This is a genomic window from Pontibaca salina (assembly GCF_016307205.1).
GTDB classification, from domain to species: domain Bacteria; phylum Pseudomonadota; class Alphaproteobacteria; order Rhodobacterales; family Rhodobacteraceae; genus Pontibaca; species Pontibaca salina.
This window is the reverse complement of the sequence record NZ_JAEIJD010000001.1, coordinates 349,070-367,972: the sequence shown is the minus strand read 5'-3', so window position 1 is coordinate 367,972 and position 18,903 is coordinate 349,070. Positions and strand designations below refer to the sequence as shown.

Below are 18,903 nucleotides of genomic sequence, written 5' to 3'. Positions count from 1 at the left end.
GCCTAGCTGTCGTAGTCAATCGCGTGGCGCAGCTGCTTTTCGTACTCTAGTGCCTTGCCAGTGCCTAAAGCGACGCAATTCAGGCTTTCGTCGGCGATGGACACGGCCAGCCCGGTCTGTTCGCGCAGCGCTAAGTCCAGATCCCCTAGCAACGCGCCACCGCCGGTAAGCATCACGCCGCGGTCCACAATATCGGCGGCCAAATCGGGTGGAGTGGTCTCCAGCGCGGTCATCACCGCCTCGCAGATTTGTTGGACGGTTTCGGTCAGCGCCTCGGCCACTTGTGCCTGCGAGATGTCGATTTCCTTGGGGACGCCGTTCAACAGGTCGCGTCCGCGGATCTGCATCGAAGCCCCGCGCCCGTCATCGGGCATGCGGGCACTGCCGATGGTGGTTTTGATGCGCTCGGCGGTGGATTCGCCGATCAGCAGGTTTTGCTGCCGCCGCAGATAGGAAATGATCGCGTCGTCCATGCGGTCGCCGCCGACCCGGATCGAGCGGGCATAGACGATATCGCCTAGCGACAGCACCGCAACCTCGGTCGTGCCACCGCCGATATCAACCACCATGTTTCCGGTCGGGTCGGTGATCGGCATGCCGGCACCGATGGCGGCGGCAATCGGTTCGGCGATCAGTCCCGCCCGGCGCGCGCCTGCGGACATCACCGACTGGCGAATTGCGCGTTTCTCAACCGGGGTGGCACCGTGTGGCACGCAGACGATGACTTTGGGCTTGGAGAATGTCGAGCGTTTGTGGACCTTGCGGATGAAATGCTTGATCATTTCCTCGGCAGTGTCGAAATCGGCAATCACGCCTTCGCGCATCGGGCGGATCGCCTCGATGCTGCCGGGGGTGCGCCCCAGCATCAGCTTTGCGTCCTCGCCGACGGCAAGCACTTTCTTGACGCCATCCTTGACGTGATAGGCCACGACCGACGGTTCTGACAGAATGACGCCCCGGCTTTTGACGTAAATCAGGGTGTTGGCCGTTCCCAGGTCAATCGCCATGTCCGAGGAAAAAATCTGGCCAAAATAATCAAATAGCGACATAAAGTCCTGACCCTGCGCGAATTGCCGATAGACACCTCGCTCGTTCAAGGGCGGGTGTATCGCCTTATAGGGGTCCAGCAACTCAGATTAAAGGGTGGAATTGTGGCCAGCAGCGTCTTTTCGCTGAAATGCGATTGAGTATATGGTTCGCGGGCAGCTTGCCTGAGCGACAAGCTGCCCGCCAAGTTTTACACCACGTCTTTATAGTTTATCTCTCGCCGGTTCTCGCCGGGCGCGGATCTTTCGCGCCGCACCAGCAAGTTGTTGAGCGCATTGACATAGGCACGGGCCGAGGCCACCACCGTATCGGTATCTGCGGATTGTCCGGTGACGATGCGTCCGGCCTCTTCCATGCGCACGGATACGGTGGCTTGCGCATCGGTGCCTTCGGTGACCGCATGCACCTGATAAAGCTGCAGACGGGCCTCATGTGGAAACAGCGTCTTGACCGCCTTGAAAGTTGCGTCGACAGGGCCGTCACCAATTTGTGACGTGCTGACCTCTTCACCGTCGATAATCATCGTCAGTTCCGCCTGCTGCGGCCTTTCAGTGCCACAGGTGACGCGCAGCGATTTAAGCCGCAGGCGATCGTTTTCCGGATCGTCCCCAGCGCGCATCAGGGCGACGAGATCTTCATCATAGACCTCTTTCTTGCGGTCGGCGAGTTCCTTGAACCGCACGAACACGTCCTTCAACTGGTTGTCGCCCAGTTCGAACCCGAGATCCCGTAACTTGGCGCGCAGCGCGGCGCGGCCCGAGTGTTTGCCCATGATCAGGTTGGTGGCGGACAGGCCAATATCTTCGGGGCGCATGATCTCGAAGGTTTCGGCGTTCTTGAGCATCCCGTCCTGATGAATGCCGCTTTCATGGGCAAAGGCGTTCTTGCCGACGATTGCCTTGTTGTACTGGACCGGAAAGCCCGAGACAGTGGCGACGCGGCGCGAGATGTTCATGATCTTAGTGGTGTCGATATTGGTGCGCCAAGGCATGATGTCGCTGCGCACCTTCAGGGCCATTACCACCTCTTCCAAGGCGGTGTTACCGGCGCGTTCACCCAGCCCGTTGATCGTGCACTCAATCTGACGTGCGCCGCCCGCCACTGCGGCAAGGCTGTTGGCGGTCGCCATGCCCAGATCATTGTGGCAGTGGGTGGCGAAAACCACCTCGTCGGCCCCCGGCACCTCTTCGATCAGGCGGCGGATCAGATCGGCGGACTCTTCGGGCGCAGTATAGCCGACGGTATCGGGAATGTTGATGGTGCTGGCCCCGGCCTTGATCGCGATTTCCACCACACGTTTGAGATAATCCCACTCGGTGCGGGTGGCGTCCATCGGTGACCATTGCACATCGTCGCACAGGTTGCGCGCGTGGCTGACGGTCTGTTGGATTCGTTCCGCCATTTCGTCTTGGGTCAGGTTCGGAATGGCGCGGTGCAGGGGCGAGGTGCCGATGAAGGTGTGGATGCGGCTACGGGGCGCATGTTTCAGAGCCTCCCACGCGCGGTCGATGTCGGGCAGCCTTGCGCGTGCCAATCCGCAAATCACGCTATTATGGGTTACTTTGGCGATCTCGGAAACCGCCCTGAAATCGCCCTCCGAGGCGATCGGAAAGCCGGCTTCAATGATGTCGACGCCCATTTCATCCAGAAGTCCGGCAATTTCGAGCTTTTCGGCATGGGTCATGGTGGCGCCAGGGCTTTGCTCACCATCGCGCAGCGTGGTGTCAAGAATCAGCACGCGGTCCGCATCGGTTACTTTGGTCATGTCGTTATCTTTCGTCTGGTATCCTAAATCCGTGGCGCGCGGGCTGCATCCTCTGAGCGGGCGCGCCGGGATGGCACGCTCAGAGGCGCGTTAGGATCAACAGGGCGCACAGCGCCGCACCGTAATTGGCGGGCAGTAATGTCTTATGCTTATGCGCTTCATGCCTCATGAGCGGAAGTGTATACCCTTGTCAGCAGCAAATGAAAGTACCAATTTCCATCGTTTTGGTGCCGACTCTAATAGACCGGCGCCTTCCGTGGGGTATCTGAGGAAAGTGGAAAACATGGGGCCAGACGAGATCGAAGCGCTGTTTACCGGCGATGATGGCACATTTCTGTTTGCGCGCTGGGGGCGGCCAATTGCACCTGTGGTGTTTGGTGTCGAGGACGCGACATTGCAGGTGGTCAAGGGCGCGTTCGAGGCGATGGCGGTGCTGAGCGGACACAAATTGGCCGAAACTGATCCCGAGCTTGGCAGCAATTGCATGGTCTTCTTCTTTCGCGATTGGGACGAATTGCTCGGGGTGCCGGACTTGGGCCGGATGATTCCGGACCTTGATGCTCTGGTGACGCGGCTGGCTGCAGAAGACGCAAACCAGTACCGGCTTTTCCGGTTCGATTCGAAGGGGGCGATCCGGGCTGCTTTCGTTTTCCTGCGGATGGATTCGGCGCTGGCCGGTATGTCGGCCCAAGCTCTGGCATTGAGCCAGGTGGCGCAGGTCATGTTGCTTTGGGGGCAGAAGGCATTTCGGCAGCGTTCATTGCTGGCCTTGGCGGACCAAGTGCCGGTGTTGCGCCCCGAGATCGCTGCGTTAATCCGGGCTGCCTATGATCCGGTGCTGCCCGACACAGCGCGCGATCCCGCCCATGCGCTGCGGCTGTTTGCGCGGATGGAGTGCGGTGGATGAGCCATAAGTTTCCGGTTCGGGTCTATTACGAGGACACCGACATGGGCGGCGTCGTCTATCACGCCAATTATCTGCGCTATATCGAGCGCGCCCGCAGCGACTGGGTTCGCGCGTTGGGCAATGACCAGAATGCCATGCGCGACGCTGGATTCGTCTGGGTGGTGCGCCGTGTCGAGGCGGATTATCTGGCCGCCGCACGGTTTGACGACGAACTTGTGGTGGAGACCGCGATTGCCGAGATGAGCGGTGCGCGCATGGTGCTGGATCAGGTGGTGAGCCGGGAGGGCGATGCGATTTTTCGCGCCCGCGTTACAGTGGTCTGCATGAGCCAAAGCGGTCGCCCCGTGCGGCTTCCGGCAGAGATTCGCGTATTGGGGAAGTGATCGCGGGGATGTTAGTAGCTAAATAGTCAAATGTCGGCTAACTGAGGTGGCGCTCGGAAAAACCGGGTCAGACCGACAATACGGCAGTTAAAGAGCAGGCAATATGGAAGCAGAAACGCTGGCAGTTGCGCAGGGGATTGATTTCTCTATGTGGGCCCTTTTCGCGCGAGCAACACTGATCGTGAAGCTGGTGATGATTCTCTTGATCGTCGCGTCCTTCTGGTCATGGGCGATCATCATCCAGAAACTGTTGAATTATCGCGCCGCGCGCGCCGAAGCAGAGCAGTTCGACAGGGCGTTCTGGTCGGGCGAGCCGCTGGACGGTCTGTTCGAGCAGATCGGGCCAAATCCACCCGGCAGTCCGGAACGGGTATTTGCCGCGGGTATGACCGAGTGGCACCGATCGCATCGCACCGATGGTGAGTTGATTGCCGGGGCGCAAGCCCGAATCGACCGCAGCATGGATGTGGCGATCAACAAAGAGGCCGAATCGCTTCAGAAAGGGCTGCCGATTCTGGCAACCGTCGGATCGATTGCGCCCTTTGTCGGTCTGTTCGGGACCGTCTGGGGGATCATGAACGCATTTATCGAGATTGCCGAGCAGCAAAATACGAATCTGGCCGTCGTCGCCCCCGGCATTGCGGAAGCTCTGCTGGCCACTGGGCTTGGCCTGCTGGCCGCGATCCCTGCGGTGATTTTTTACAACAAGCTGAGTTCGGACAGTGACCGGATCATTGCCGGATATGAATCGTTCGCCGACGAGTTCGCGACCATCCTCAGCCGACAGTTGGACAGTTAAGCCATGGGTGCAGGAGCTCAGCAATCGGGGGGGCGGCGACGGGCGCGCCGGGGTGGTCGATCGCAGACGCGACCAATGTCCGAGATCAACGTGACGCCGTTCGTCGACGTGATGCTGGTGCTGTTGATCATCTTCATGGTCGCCGCGCCGCTTTTGACGGTTGGCGTGCCGGTAGACTTGCCCAAGACTGCGGCCAATGCGCTGCCATCGGATTCCGAGGAGCCGCTGACCGTGACGCTGACCGCTTCGGGTGAGATCCAGATTCAGACAACAGCGACGCCGCGCGATCAGTTGATTCCAAAACTGCGCGCCATTGCGGCCGAGCGTGGCGGGAAGCAGATTTTCCTGCGGGCCGATGGGGCGATTCCCTATCAGGATGTGATGCAGGTGATGGGCGCGCTGAATGCGGGCGGATTTTCCAACGTGGGCCTTGTGACCGATACTGGCGGGCCGACGCTGGACCAAGCGGAACGGTGAGGCGACGGTTTGCAAACCGGCACCAAAATCTCGGGCATTGCCCATGTGGCTCTGATTGGCTGGCTCCTGTTCGGGGGCTCGTTCACGTCGCGGCCATTGCCTGCACAAGTAACTGACGTGGCGCTGATCTCGGCCGAGGAATACGCCGCGATGACCACCGCGCGCCCTGCGCCCGAAGCGGCCGAAACGCCGGAGAGCACAGCAGTGCCGGAGCCATCGATGGCTCCGGCACCAGAGGTTGAATTGACAAACGATGCTCCGCCGGAACAGGCCGCACCAGAGCAAGCTCTGGACCCTGAGCCCGCGCCGGTACCCGACCCGACCCCCGAGCCGCCTGCCCCCGACGCTGAGGTGCGCGATACGCCACCGGTGATGGAGCAGCAACAGGACCAGATCGTCGCCTTGCCCGATCCGGTCAGCCCGCGTCCGGTGCCGCGCCCGATTGACCGGGTTGCACCGACGCCGGTCGCGCCACCTCCGCCCGATGCAACCCCTGATCAGGTCGCCCAGCCCGAGGTCACCGCGGACGAGGGTGCAGAGACACCGCAAGAGGCACAGGAAGAAACCGCCCCCGAAGAGGCTGCCGATCAGATCGTGCCCGAGACGGCGGAACCGCCGCGCAGCGCGCCCGCAAAATCGCCGCGTCCGCCTTCGCGCCGGCCGACAAAGCCCGAAGCCGTCGCCGAGAAGGAGCCAACCGCCCCGGCAGAGACCCCGACAGCCCCGGCGGAAACCCCGGTCGAGACGCCTCTGCAAACGGATAACACCGCCGACGCCATCGACGATGTGCTTGCCGAGGCGCTGGCCGATGCGCCCGCCGCACCGGCTGCGCCCAGCGGGCCACCGCTGTCAGCAGGCGAACGCGAGGCGCTGCGTGTCGCGGTGTCGGCGTGCTGGAATGTCGGGTCGCTGTCGTCAGATGCGCTGGCTACGACCGTGGTGGTCGGGGTCAAATTGGCGCGGGATGGCAGGCCCGATGCAGGGTCGATTCGCCTCTTGTCGCATTCGGGCGGAACCGCAGGGTCGGCCCAGGATGCGTTCGGGGCGGCACGGCGGGCGATCATCCGCTGTGGCGCGCCCGGCTTCAATCTGCCGGTTGAAAAATACGACCAATGGCGCGACATCGAAATGACGTTCAATCCGGAAAGGATGCGGATCAAATGACAAGATTTCTGGTCAGCCTCTTGCTTGGCGCGACACTGTTGGCCGCGCCCGTAGCCGCCCAAGACGGCCCGCTGCGCATCGAAATCACCGAAGGCGTGATCGAACCCTTGCCCTTTGCGGTGCCTGATTTTGTGCCCGATAATCCCGCTGCCGCCCAAGCGGCCAAAGATCTGGCGCGGGTGGTGGCGGCGGATCTTACCGGGACCGGGCTGTTTCGGGAAATTCCTGCCAGTGCGCATATCGGCAGCGTCAGCGATTTCAACGCGCCGGTGCAATATGCCGACTGGAAAGCGGTGAACGCACAGGCGCTGATTACCGGCGCGGTCTCGGTCTCGGGCCAGAACCTGACAGTTCGGTTCCGGGTGTATGACGTGTTTTCCGGTGCCGAACTGGGCAGTGGTCTACAATTCGCCGGCACCGTGGATGGCTGGCGACGCATGGCGCATAAGGTGGCCGACCAAGTTTACAGCCGGATCACTGGCGAGGGGGGCTATTTCGACAGCCGGGTGGTCTTCGTATCGGAAACCGGCCCCAAGAACCAGCGCCGCAAGCGGCTCGCGATCATGGATTATGATGGCGCGAACATAAAATATCTGACCGACAGTGCCGAGCTTGTTTTGGCACCGCGGTTTTCGCCCACCGGTGATCGGGTGCTTTATACCAGCTATGAAAGCGACTTTCCCCGCATCTATGTTCTGGATGTCGATGCCGTGGAGCGCCGGGCGTTGCAAACCGCCGAGGGCACGATGAGCTTTTCGCCGCGGTTTTCGCCCGATGGGCGCACGGTCGCGTTCTCGCTCGAACGTGGCGGTAACACGGATATCTATACGCTGGATATCGCCAGCGGCCAGCAAACCCGTCTCACCAGCACACCCGCGATTGAAACAGCTCCCAGCTACTCGCCCGACGGTACCCAGATGGTGTTTGAAAGCGATCGTTCGGGCGCGCCGCAGCTTTATATCATGCCTGCCAGCGGCGGCGAAGCAAAGCGGATCAGTTTCGGACAGGGGCGCTATGGCACGCCGGTCTGGTCACCGCGCGGCGATCTGATCGCCTTTACCAAGCAGAACAAGGGTCGCTTTCACATTGGCGTGATGCGCACCGATGGCAGCGAGGAACGGCTGCTGACCGCGTCGTTCTTGGATGAGGGGCCGACTTGGGCCCCGAATGGCCGCGTGATCATGTTTGCCCGCGAAACCCAAGGCGCGGACGGGCGGTCGACACTTTATTCCGTCGATATCACCGGGCGAAACCTCAAGCAGATACGGACACCGGAAGGCGCGTCAGACCCGTCATGGTCGCCACTGCAAAATTGATTGTGCGCGCGGTGTCACGCGTTCACAACAGTTTCCGAATGTGTTAGACACGACCCGATAAGAAACGCTTAACGAGGCATCTCACATGGGCAATCTGGGCAAGTGGATCATAGCGGCGGCATTGTTGGGCCTCGCAGCATGTAACGACCCGTCGCGATTGGGCGATGGAATGGGCGGCGCTGCGGCGGGAAGCGGTACATTTGCGCCGGGGTCGGCTTCGGACCCGCGTTCGCCGATATTCTTCCAGGAGGCGATTGGCGATCGTGTGTTTTTTGCGAACGACCAGTCCGGCCTGTCACCCGAGGCGCGCGCCACGCTGGACGGACAGTCGCAATGGCTGCTGACCAACACGGATTATACCGCAGTCATCGAAGGCCATGCCGACGAAAAAGGGACTCGCGAATATAACCTTGCGCTGGGCGCGCGGCGGGCCAACACAGTGCGGGAATATCTGGTCACCAGTGGGGTTCCGGCGAGCCGTCTCAAGACCATCAGCTATGGTAAGGAACGTCCCATCGAAATCTGCAGCGTAGAAGCCTGCTATTCCAAGAACCGCCGCGCGGTGACGGTGCTTGCAGGCGGATTGACGGGATAAAATGATGCGTATTGCCGGATTTGCGTTGATTGCTGCCCTTGCCTTTGTGCCGCTGCCCTTGGCGGCGCAGGACAAGCAGACATTGGCCGATATCCGTCAGGAGCTGACCATTCTGAATGTCGAAATGAAGCGCCTTCAGCGCGAGCTTTCGACCACTGGCAACACATCGCTCAACCTTGAAGGCAGCGGCGTTCTGGAACGTGTTGCCGTGATGGAAACCGAATTGCAGCGGCTGACCGCGCTGACCGAAAACCTGGAGAATCGCATCAATCAGGTGGTGCGCGACGGTACCAACCGGATCGGCGATCTTGAGTTCCGTCTGGTCGAATTGGAAGGCGGGGATATCAGCGCGCTGGGGGAAACCAGCACATTGGGCGGCGGTGATCTGGAAGGCCCGCAAGCCCCAGCTGCGGGGCAGATCGGAACGCCGAGCGACGCTGCCCCAAGCAGCGAATTGGCGGTCGGGGAAGAAAACGACTTCAAAGCGGCGCAGGCGGCGTTGGAGGCAGGCGATAACCAGAAGGCGGCTGAACTTCTGGCGGACTTCAACGCCAACTATCCCGGCAGTCCGCTGGCGGCACAGGCTAATCTGACCCATGGTAAGGCACTGGATGCAATTGGCGATACCCGCGAAGCGGCGCGTGCCTATCTGGCGGCTTTCACAGCCGCGCCCGATGGCCCCAAGGCGCCTGATGCGCTTTATGAATTGGGTGTGGCGCTGGGGCGCTTGGACCAGGTAAGCCAAGCCTGTGTGACCCTGGCCGAGGTTGGTATCCGGTTCCCAGACGCGTCGGCAGTTTCACAAGCGCGCGACGAGATGGCCCGCCTAGGCTGCTCTTGAGCAGTGCCGACAGGACGCTGATCGGGGCTTTGCGCGCCGTTTTTGGCGCCAATCCGCCCGCGCGGATCGGGGTAGCAGTATCTGGTGGCGGTGATTCTGTTGCCTTATTGCATCTTCTGACCCGGTGTTTTGACGACCGGGAGGTCACCCTGTTCGCGGCAACGGTGAACCACGGCTTACGCCCGGAGGCCGCGCAAGAGGCTGAAGATGTGGCCCGCCTCGCACAGCAATTGGGGATTTCTCACCAGATTCTGCACTGGCACGGCTGGGGCGGGCGCGGCAACATGCAAGATCGCGCCCGGCGGGCACGGTATGAGTTGCTTGCCGATTGGGCTAAGAACAATGAGATCTCGATGGTTGCAACCGGCCACACCATTGATGACCAGGCCGAGACAGTGTTGATGCGTCTGGCACGCGCGTCGGGCGTGGATGGCCTTTCGGCGATGGCGGAGCGCACGCCCTTGAGCGGCATCACCCTGATTCGCCCCATGCTGAAGCAGTCGCGCGCGGATTTACGCGATTATCTGCGCCGTCAGGGCCTGTGTTGGGCCGAGGATCCGGGCAACGAAGATTTGGCCTATGATAGAATCCGAGTGCGAAAAGCGCTTGGTGTTTTGCATTCACTTGGTCTGACCGCGCCCAAGCTGGCGCAAGTCGCCGCAAATATGCAAAGCGCCCGTGATGCGCTGAAACAGCAGACTTATTCTGCGGCACTACAGATTGCCGCGATCGATGGTGGCGACGTGGTCTTTGCCCTGCCGGAGTTCCGCTCCCTTCCGGATGAGGTCGCGCGGCGCTTGCTGGGCCAAGCCATCCGTTGGGTCGGGGGAGGTGACTATCTGCCCCGTCGAGTGCCGTTACAGGCGGCTGTTGCCGATCTGTCCGGTACGCTGGGCGGGTGTCGGATTTTACAGCAAAAAGATGCGATTCGTATCGCGCGCGAATACGAGGCTGTAAAATCCTTTCAGGCGGCTCCAGATCAGGCCTGGGATGGGCTTTGGCGGCTGGCTGGGCCATTCACCCCCGAACATGAGATTCGCGCACTTGGGGCGGCGGGCCTTGCCCAATGTCGCAACTGGCGCGTAAGCGGCCGACCGCGCGCTTCGCTTATTGCCACGCCTGCGATCTGGCGGGGCGACGACTTGATCGCCGCACCACTGGCCGAAGAAACAGGCATCTGGCGTGCCGAGCGGGTCGGCGGGCGCAAAGATTTCCTCGCATCGCTTTTATCGCATTGAACCTGCGCTGATGATCTCTATCTTATGACACAAGCTGGCTGCCTCGAAGGCTGCCTTACTTTTCAGGAGAATTTACTTGGGTAACGCACGCAACATCGCCTTCTGGGTCGTTCTTTTCTTGCTGATCCTGGCGCTGTTCAACCTGTTCAGCGGGTCGGGCAGTACCTTGCAAAGTCGCGAAGTCACCTATTCCGAGTTCGTACAGGCGGTTCAGAAGAATGAGGTCAACCAAGCAACTCTGGATGGCGAACAGATCCGCTATCGCGGGAGCGACGGGCAGGATTACGTTACGATCAAGCCTCAGGATGCCGAAGTCACCAACATGCTGATCGACCACAAGATCCCGGTCCGGGCAGAAAAGCAGCAGCAATCGGGCTTCCAGTCGTTCCTGATCACGCTGTTGCCGTTTCTTTTGTTGATCGGGGTCTGGATCTATTTCATGAACCGGATGCAGGGCGGTGGCAAAGGCGGCGCAATGGGATTCGGCAAGTCCAAAGCCAAGATGCTGACCGAGAAACATGGAAGGGTCACATTCGACGACGTGGCAGGCATTGACGAGGCCAAGGAAGAGCTGGAAGAAATCGTCGAATTCCTGCGCAATCCGCAGAAGTTTTCGCGCCTTGGCGGTAAAATTCCCAAAGGTGCCTTGCTGGTCGGCCCTCCGGGCACCGGTAAGACATTGCTGGCGCGTGCCATCGCTGGCGAGGCTGGCGTGCCGTTCTTTACCATTTCGGGTTCGGATTTCGTGGAAATGTTTGTCGGTGTCGGCGCAAGCCGTGTGCGGGACATGTTCGAACAGGCCAAGAAGAATGCACCTTGTATCGTCTTCATCGATGAGATCGACGCCGTCGGCCGCCATCGGGGCGCGGGATATGGTGGTGGCAACGACGAGCGTGAACAGACACTGAACCAGTTGCTGGTCGAAATGGATGGGTTTGAATCCAACGAGGGCGTGATCATTCTGGCCGCGACCAACCGTAAGGATGTTCTCGACCCGGCGCTGCTGCGCCCCGGACGCTTTGATCGGCAAGTCACTGTCGCCAACCCTGACATCAAAGGGCGGGAAAAGATTCTGGGGGTTCATGCCCGCAAGACTCCGCTGGGCCCTGATGTTGATCTGCGCATCATCGCGCGCGGCACACCGGGTTTCTCGGGCGCGGATCTGGCCAACCTTGTGAACGAGGCAGCGCTGATGGCGGCGCGCGTGGGGCGGCGGTTTGTCACCATGGACGATTTCGAAAATGCCAAAGACAAGGTGATGATGGGGGCCGAGCGTCGCTCAATGGTGTTGACGCCCGAGCAGAAGGAAAAGACCGCCTATCACGAGGCCGGTCACGCGGTTGTCGGTCTGTCGCTGCCGGAATGCGATCCGGTTTACAAGGCAACGATCATCCCGCGTGGCGGTGCCTTGGGCATGGTCGTGTCGCTGCCGGAAATCGACCGGCTGAACTGGCACAAAGGCGAATGCGAACAGAAACTTGCCATGACGATGGCCGGCAAAGCCGCCGAGATTATCAAATATGGCAGTGACAACGTCTCCAACGGCCCGGCGGGCGATATTCAGCAGGCCAGCGCGCTGGCCCGCGCGATGGTTTTGCGTTGGGGCATGTCGGACAAGGTTGGCAATATTGACTATGCCGAAGCCCATGAAGGCTATTCCGGCCAGACGCCCGGTTTTTCGGTATCTGCCCACACCAAGGAACTGATCGAGGAAGAGGTTAAGCGCTTCATTCAGGAAGCCTATGAGCGGGCTTACCAAATCCTGACCGAAAAGCAGGAGGAATGGACCCGACTGGCTGAGGGGCTGCTGGAATACGAGACGTTGACCGGCGAGCAGATTAAGCGCGTGATGCGCGGCGAGCCACCACATGTGGGCGATGATGATGACGGTACCGACACGGGCAGCGCGCCAAGCGTAACCGCCATTCCGAAAACCCGGCCGAAGCGGACACCGCCCGAGGGCGGGGCCGAACCGGAGCCCTCAGTCTAACGCGAAGGCGTTAGTTGACACCGAAAAACCCCGGGCCGTTCCGTGACGGTCCGGGGTTTTGTCATTGGTGTCCTTAGAAATGCCTTATGGGATGGGTTTTGGGTATTTCTAACCAGAAAGAAACTGACGGGTTAGCGGTGCCGATAGCCGGATAGATGCGCCAGCCTCACAGCCCGAAAGAGTGGGGGCAAGACCTAGCGAGAGCCTTGGAACAATCGCATCCGCTTTTTCAGGGAGCAGGCGCTGGACAGGCCATGTGCTTTGGCCGGGCTGTTCGCAACTTACTTCAAATGCGGGTTGCCGCTTATTCTTCGGTTAACGTGTGTGAGGGTGACACTAATGAAACAGCCGTGTTGCAGTTTTAGCGCCTTCCATCTGGCCGATGGTCAAGCGCTTAAGGGTTTATTAAGGAATCATACCGAACATTTACGTTCGGGTGGGATATCGGGTTGTGAAGATGGGCGCTTTCATTATCGGCATGGTAATTGCCTCATGTGCCGCTGTGATTGCCGGTTTGCTGAGCGAATGGGGGCTATGGGCATGTCTTGCGCTTTGGGTAAGCGTCGTAGTCGTGTCGCAACTTGTTTATGTTGCTATCGTCGCGCTTGGGGCTGTTAGGCGCGGAATGAAGGATCGACGGACAGCAAATACCGAAACCTCTGGACGCCGCGCGCCAGCCCCCGGTCTGGATGGAAAAGAATAACTCTCAAATAGCCCCGAGGGAATGGCGGGATGAATACCATCGATGTTCTTATCGCGCACGAGATTGTTTCCCAACGCTGGAGCGCATCATTGCTTCGCCACTGGCTCAGATTCAGATCGAAAATAGTGAGATTGTAATTGTCGACGATAGATTGGAGGGCAGTACACGCGCTTGCACTGCAGATCGCCAACTATCCGTATTGAATGCGATCATTGCCCGGTTATTTTACGGAGGCTGTGACTTCAAACTTCTCGGGGCCTTTGGGGACTGCTGGCAGACTTATGCCGTGCGATCTTCGGTGGCGAAACGGCCATAAAAGCGCTGTCCCTTCTCAGCCATCTCCCGCAACAGGGGCGGGCAGGCAAAGCGCTCACCATAGGTCGCGCGCAGTTGATCGCAGCGTTCGGCGGCATATTCCGCGCCGATGATGTCCAGCCAACTGAACGGGCCGCCTGACCACGGCGCGAAACCCCAGCCAAAGATCGCCCCGACATCGCCTTCGCGGATGTCTTCAAGAACGCCCTGTTCCAGCGCGCGCACCGCTTCCAGCACCTGCGCGAACATCAGCCGTTCTTGCACTTCGATCAGGTCGGGCTGGCTCGGCGATAGCGGATATTTGTCTTGTAGTCCTTTCCAGTATTCCTGTCGTTTGCCCTTGTCATCATAGTCAAAGAACCCGGCCTTGACCTTGCGGCCCAGACGGCCCGTTTCTTCCATCCAGAAAATCAGATCGTCAGCGGGACTTTCCTCATAGGCGTCCCCCATCGCCGCCCTGGTGGCGCGCGCGATCCGGGCTCCAAGGTCGATGCTGGTTTCATCGGTCAACTGCACGGGACCCACCGGAAAGCCCAGTTGCTGGGCCGCGTGGTCGATCAGCCAAGGGGCAACGCCTTCGGAGATCATCCGCATACCCTCGTTGATATAGGGGATGATGCAGCGGTTGGCATAGAAGAACCGCGCGTCATTGACCACGATCGGGGTCTTGCGGATCTGGCGCACGTAATCCAGCGCTTTGGCCACCGCACGGTTGCCGGTCTCTTTGCCTTTAATGATCTCGACCAATGCCATTTTTTCGACGGGGCTGAAGAAGTGGATACCGATGAATTGCTCGGGCCGTGCGCTGGCCTTGGCCAGTTCGGTGATCGGCAAGGTCGAGGTGTTGGAGGCAAATATGCAATCCTCGGGGATCACGTTTTCGACCTTTTGCGTCATCTCGGCCTTGACCGAGGCATCTTCGAACACCGCTTCGATGATGAGATCGCAGCCCTGCAATTGCGCCAGATCAGGTGTGGCGGTGATGCGGGCCAGCGTCGTGTCCTTTTGCTCTGGCGTGGTCTTGCCCCGTTTGATGCCTTTGTCGAGATAGCTTTCGCTATAGGCCTTGCCCCGGTCGGCGCTGTCCTGGTCGCGGTCGATCAGAACGACATCAATCCCCGCGCGTGCCGAGACCAGCGCAATGCCCGCGCCCATCATGCCCGCGCCCAGAACGCCGAGTTTGCGCACCTTTTGGTCGGTCACGCCATCGGGGCGCACTGCGCCCTTTTCCAGCGCCTCCTTGCTCAGAAACAGCGAGCGCATCATCGCGCTGGAACTGGGGTTCATCAGCACATGGGTAAACCAGCGCGCCTCGATCCTGAGCGCCGTGTCGAAATCCACCAGCGCGCCTTCATAGACCGCGCTCAGCAGCGCCTTGGGTCCGGGAAGCGCGCCCTTGGTCTTGGCGTTCACCATCGCGTTTGCACCCAGGAAGGTCATGAAACCGGCGGGGTGATAGGGCGCGCCGCCGGGCATTTTATAGCCCTTGGCGTCCCAGGGTTTAAGAATATCAGCATCCTTGGCTGTCAGTACCCAATCGCGCGCGGCTTGCAGCGGATCAGAGACCACCTCGTCGATCAGGCCCGCAGCTTTTGCCTTGGCCGGTTCAACCATCTTGCCTTCCAGCAGGAACGGCGCGGCGCCCATGGCACCCAACTTGCGCACCAACCGCGTGGTGCCCCCGGCGCCGGGGAAAATGCCGACCATGATTTCGGGCAGGCCGATGCGCGCCTTTGGATTATCCGCGGCAAAGATACGGTGCGTCGCCAGCGGCAGTTCCAGACCGATCCCGGCGGCAGTGCCGGGCAGGGCAGAGGCAATCGGCTTGCCGCCCTTTCTGGATTTCGGGTCCATGCCGGCGCGTTCGATCTTGCGAAACATTGCGTGGATCCGCATCACGCCATCAAACAACCCGCGCGCCGGATCCTCGCCCGCGTTGTCCTTCATCTTCGCCAGCAGGTTCAGATCCATACCGCCCGCGAACGAGTCCTTTTTGCCCGAGGTGATGACGATGCCCTTGACGGTGTCATCGCCAAGCGCGTCGTCGATGCAGGTTTCCAACTCGCGCAGCCCGTCAAAGGACATCACGTTCATCGACTTTCCCGGCACGTCCCAAGTGATGATGGCGACGCCATCGGCGTCCGTTTTCATGGTGAAGTCAGCCATTATCGAAATCCCCCTTTACACGCGTTCGATGATGGTTGCCGCGCCCATGCCCGAGGCAACGCACAATGTTGCCAACCCGGTCTGCTTGTCGCTGCGCTCCAACTCGTCCAGCAGCGTGCCGATCAGGATCGCCCCGGTTGCGCCGAGCGGATGGCCCATGGCGATGGCACCACCGTTCACATTGACGATTGCGGGGTCCACGTCGAACGCCTGCTGAAAACGCAACACGACGGCGGCGAAGGCCTCGTTTACCTCGAACAGGTCGATATCGCTGATCTGCATGCCGCTCTCAGCAAGGATCTTCTCGGTCACCGGCACCGGCCCGGTTAACATGATCGTTGGATCGGTGCCGATCTTGGCTGTGGCGCGGATGCGCGCACGCGGTTTCAGGCCCCATGTCTCGCCGAATGCCTTGTTGCCGACCAGAACGGCGGCAGCACCATCGACGATCCCCGAAGAATTGCCGGCATGGTGGATATGCTCGATCCGCTCCAGATGCGGATATTTCAGCAGTGCTACCTTGTCGAAGCCGGGCATCTGTTCGCCCATCATCCGGAAACTCGGGTCAAGCGCGGCAAGCGTCTGCATGTTGGTCTGCGGCCGCATGTGTTCGTCACGTTCCAGGATCGCCAGCCCGTTCTGATCACGCACCGCAATGACCGATTTATCGAAATGGCCTTGGTCCCATGCCGCCTTGGCACGGCGCTGGGATTCCACTGCCAGCGCATCGGCCTGTTCGCGGGTGAAACCATATGCGGTAGCAATGAGGTCGGCGGAAATGCCCTGTGGCACGAAGTAATTTTCAAGTGCGACACTGGGATCGACGGCAATTGCCGCGCCGTCGCTGCCCATGGCGACACGGCTCATAATTTCGACCCCGCCGGCGATATAGCCGTCGCCCGCGCCGCCACGGATCTGGTTGGCGGCAAGATTCACGGCCTCCATGCCGCTCGCGCAGAAGCGGTTGATCGCGAGGCCGGGAATGGATTGATCCAGATCCGAGGCAAGCACCGCGCTGCGCGCCAAGCAGCCGCCCTGTTCCGCCACCTGGGTTGCATTGCCCCAGATCACGTCTTCGACCGCGTGACCGTCCAGATCGTTGCGCTCTTTCAGGGCGTTCAGCGTCAGCGCGCTCAGGCGCAGGCTGGTCACCTCGTGCAGCGCGCCATCCATGCGGCCTTTGCCCCGCGGTGTGCGCACGGTGTCAAAGATATAGGCGTCGCTCATGTTCTTCCTTTCCTATCAAAGCCGACATCACCCTGACGGATATGAGTGTTGCGAGGATAGATGTGGGGGTTTCACACCCCCACGCCCCCGTGGGATATTTTTCGCAAGAAGAAGGGCAGGGCTGGCGTTTTTGATCTTCGTTCATGCGGGGCGGTCAGAATTGGTCGGCATCGAGTGCCATCACCGTTTCCGCGCCGTTTTCGATGCGTGCCAGATGTAGCGCGGTGGCGGGCAGGCGGCGGGCCATGTAATAGCGGCCGGTTGTCAGTTTGGTCTCGTGAAACGTGGCATCGGGCGCACCCGCCGCCAAGGCGTCCTTTGCTGCCTTGGCCATACGAGCCCACATCAGCCCGAGGCAGACATGGCCGAACAGGTGCAGGAAATCGGTCGAGCCGGCCAGTGCCGCGTTGGGGTTTTTCATGCCGTGGGCCATGAAATACATGCCCGCCGCCTGAAGGTCTTTGCTGGCGCTTTTCAGGGGTTCGACGAAATCCTGATCGAACACGTCGTTCTGACCAGCGTTTTCCTTGATCCAGGACTTCACCAGATCGATGAAGCCGAGCATGTGTTTGCCGCCGTCGAGCGCCAGTTTGCGCCCGACCAGATCCAGTGCCTGAATGCCGTTCGCGCCCTCGTAAACCATGGCGATACGGGCGTCGCGGACGAATTGCGACATGCCCGACTCCTCGATATAGCCGTGGCCGCCATAGATCTGTTGCGCCTGCACCGTCATATTGAAGCCTTCATCGGTCAGAAAGCCCTTGATCACCGGGGTGAGCAGCGAGATCAGCCCCTCAGCCTCTGTGTTTTTGCCCCGGTGGGCGTGGTCGATCAGGCTGGCCCCCCAGAGCAGGAGCGCGCGGCCGCCCTCGACGAAAGCGCGCTGGTCCATCAGGCTGCGGCGGATGTCGGGATGCACGATAATCGGATCGGCCGGGCCGTCGGGGTTTTGCGCGCCGGTTGCGGCCCGGCCCTGCAGGCGCTCCTTCGCATAAGCGACCGCGTTCTGATAGGCGACGGCGGCCTGTGCCAACCCCTGCATGCCGACGCCCAGGCGGGCTTCGTTCATCATGGTGAACATGGCGCGCATACCCTTGTGTTCCTGACCCAATAGCCAGCCTTTGGCCCCGTCGTAATCCATCACGCAGGTTGCATTGCCATGAACGCCCATCTTGTGTTCGAGGCTGCTGCACATAACGCTGTTGCGGTCACCCAGGCTGCCGTTTTCGTTCACCATAAACTTGGGCACGATGAACAGTGACACGCCCTTGATCCCCTCGGGGCCGCCGGGAATTTTGGCCAGTACCAGATGGATGATGTTCTGTGCCAGATCATGTTCACCGGCCGAAATGAAGATCTTTTGCCCAGTGAGCGCATAGCTGCCATCATCCTGTTTTTCAGCCTTGGTGCGCATCAGGGCCAGATCGGTGCCACATTGCGGCTCGGTCAGGTTCATGGTGCCGGTCCATTCGCAGGTGACCATTTTGGGCACGAACATGTCCTTTTGCGTGTCGCTGCCATGGGTCAGGATCGCCGAGACTGCGCCGTGTGTTAGGCCCTGATACATGGTGAAGGACTGGTTCGCGGCGCTGAAGATTTCGCTGACGGCGCTGTTCATCAAATAGGGCAGGCCCTGCCCGCCATATTGTTCGGGCATGTCCAGCCCGGGCCAGCCGCCTTGACACAGTTGATTGAACGCGTCCTTGAAGCCGTCGGGCGTACGCACTACACCGTTTTCAATCCGGCACCCCTGCTGATCTCCGATCACGTTTAGCGGTTGTAAAACCTCGGAACTGATCTTGCCGGCCTCTTGCAGAATCGCACCGGTAAAATCTCGGTCTAAATCACCATAGCCGGGGATTTCGGATTCAGTTATCTTTAACACATCATGCAGCAGAAACTGCATATCCTTGATCGGGGCGTTATAGACTGGCATCCGGCGTCTCCATGAGGTCAGTGGGGTCAGGCAT

15 protein-coding genes are annotated in these 18,903 nt (G+C 60.3%); 10 read left to right on the top strand and 5 right to left on the bottom strand.

The window, feature by feature from the left end:
• Positions 1-2: 2 nt before the first annotated feature.
• Positions 3-1,049 (bottom strand): rod shape-determining protein, encoded by a 1,047-nt coding sequence (locus tag JAO82_RS01870; RefSeq protein ID WP_198684630.1) that lies wholly within the window; start codon positions 1,047-1,049, stop codon positions 3-5.
• A 188-nt stretch (positions 1,050-1,237) separates the two neighbouring features.
• On the bottom strand, positions 1,238-2,812 hold the full coding sequence (locus tag JAO82_RS01865; protein WP_198684629.1) for a 2-isopropylmalate synthase: 1,575 nt from the start codon (positions 2,810-2,812) through the stop codon (positions 1,238-1,240).
• Positions 2,813-3,095: 283 nt separating this feature from the next.
• Between JAO82_RS01865 and JAO82_RS01860 the strand changes: the two genes are divergently transcribed.
• The 10 genes from JAO82_RS01860 (at position 3,096) to ftsH (ending at position 12,522) form a co-directional block, all read left to right on the top strand.
• Positions 3,096-3,719 (top strand): hypothetical protein, encoded by a 624-nt coding sequence (locus JAO82_RS01860; RefSeq protein ID WP_198684628.1) that lies wholly within the window; start codon positions 3,096-3,098, stop codon positions 3,717-3,719.
• Entirely contained in the window at positions 3,716-4,102 is a 387-nt protein-coding gene (gene ybgC, locus JAO82_RS01855) for a tol-pal system-associated acyl-CoA thioesterase (protein WP_198684627.1), read from the top strand. The genes JAO82_RS01860 and ybgC overlap by 4 nt, the downstream gene beginning before the upstream one ends.
• A 103-nt stretch (positions 4,103-4,205) precedes the next feature.
• On the top strand, positions 4,206-4,901 hold the full coding sequence (gene tolQ, locus JAO82_RS01850) for a protein TolQ (protein ID WP_198684626.1): 696 nt from the start codon (positions 4,206-4,208) through the stop codon (positions 4,899-4,901).
• Positions 4,902-4,904: 3 nt separating this feature from the next.
• On the top strand, positions 4,905-5,378 hold the full coding sequence (gene tolR / locus JAO82_RS01845) for a protein TolR (protein WP_198684625.1): 474 nt from the start codon (positions 4,905-4,907) through the stop codon (positions 5,376-5,378).
• A 9-nt stretch (positions 5,379-5,387) separates the two neighbouring features.
• On the top strand, positions 5,388-6,542 hold the full coding sequence (locus JAO82_RS01840; protein ID WP_198684624.1) for an energy transducer TonB: 1,155 nt from the start codon (positions 5,388-5,390) through the stop codon (positions 6,540-6,542).
• Positions 6,539-7,858 carry a Tol-Pal system beta propeller repeat protein TolB gene (tolB, locus tag JAO82_RS01835; RefSeq protein WP_198684623.1) on the top strand — a complete coding sequence of 440 codons (1,320 nt, stop codon included), beginning with the start codon at positions 6,539-6,541 and terminating at the stop codon, positions 7,856-7,858. Before JAO82_RS01840 ends, tolB begins: the two co-directional genes overlap by 4 nt.
• A gap of 85 nt (positions 7,859-7,943) precedes the next feature.
• Positions 7,944-8,453: a peptidoglycan-associated lipoprotein Pal gene (gene pal, locus JAO82_RS01830; RefSeq protein ID WP_198684622.1), complete on the top strand. Its 510-nt coding sequence runs from the start codon at positions 7,944-7,946 to the stop codon at positions 8,451-8,453.
• Positions 8,454-8,457: 4 nt separating this feature from the next.
• Entirely contained in the window at positions 8,458-9,294 is an 837-nt protein-coding gene (gene ybgF / locus JAO82_RS01825; RefSeq protein WP_198684800.1) for a tol-pal system protein YbgF, read from the top strand.
• Positions 9,291-10,532, top strand: coding sequence for a tRNA lysidine(34) synthetase TilS (gene tilS / locus JAO82_RS01820; RefSeq protein WP_232897170.1), 1,242 nt, complete (start codon positions 9,291-9,293; stop codon positions 10,530-10,532). The genes ybgF and tilS overlap by 4 nt, the downstream gene beginning before the upstream one ends.
• Before the next feature lie 76 nt (positions 10,533-10,608).
• A complete protein-coding gene (ftsH, locus tag JAO82_RS01815) occupies positions 10,609-12,522 on the top strand; it encodes an ATP-dependent zinc metalloprotease FtsH (RefSeq protein WP_198684621.1) in 1,914 nt (637 codons plus the stop codon).
• 982 nt (positions 12,523-13,504) lie between these two features.
• On the opposite strand, the gene JAO82_RS01810 is transcribed toward ftsH, so the two are convergent.
• From JAO82_RS01810 to JAO82_RS01800, 3 genes are all read right to left on the bottom strand, one after another.
• Positions 13,505-15,706 carry a 3-hydroxyacyl-CoA dehydrogenase NAD-binding domain-containing protein gene (locus JAO82_RS01810; protein WP_198684620.1) on the bottom strand — a complete coding sequence of 734 codons (2,202 nt, stop codon included), beginning with the start codon at positions 15,704-15,706 and terminating at the stop codon, positions 13,505-13,507.
• Between the two features lie 15 nt (positions 15,707-15,721).
• The gene (locus tag JAO82_RS01805; protein ID WP_198684619.1) at positions 15,722-16,933 is read right to left on the bottom strand and encodes an acetyl-CoA C-acetyltransferase; all 1,212 of its coding nucleotides are present in this window, start codon (positions 16,931-16,933) and stop codon (positions 15,722-15,724) included.
• Positions 16,934-17,087: 154 nt separating this feature from the next.
• A complete protein-coding gene (locus JAO82_RS01800; RefSeq protein WP_198684618.1) occupies positions 17,088-18,869 on the bottom strand; it encodes an acyl-CoA dehydrogenase C-terminal domain-containing protein in 1,782 nt (593 codons plus the stop codon).
• Between the last annotated feature and the right edge of the window lie 34 nt (positions 18,870-18,903).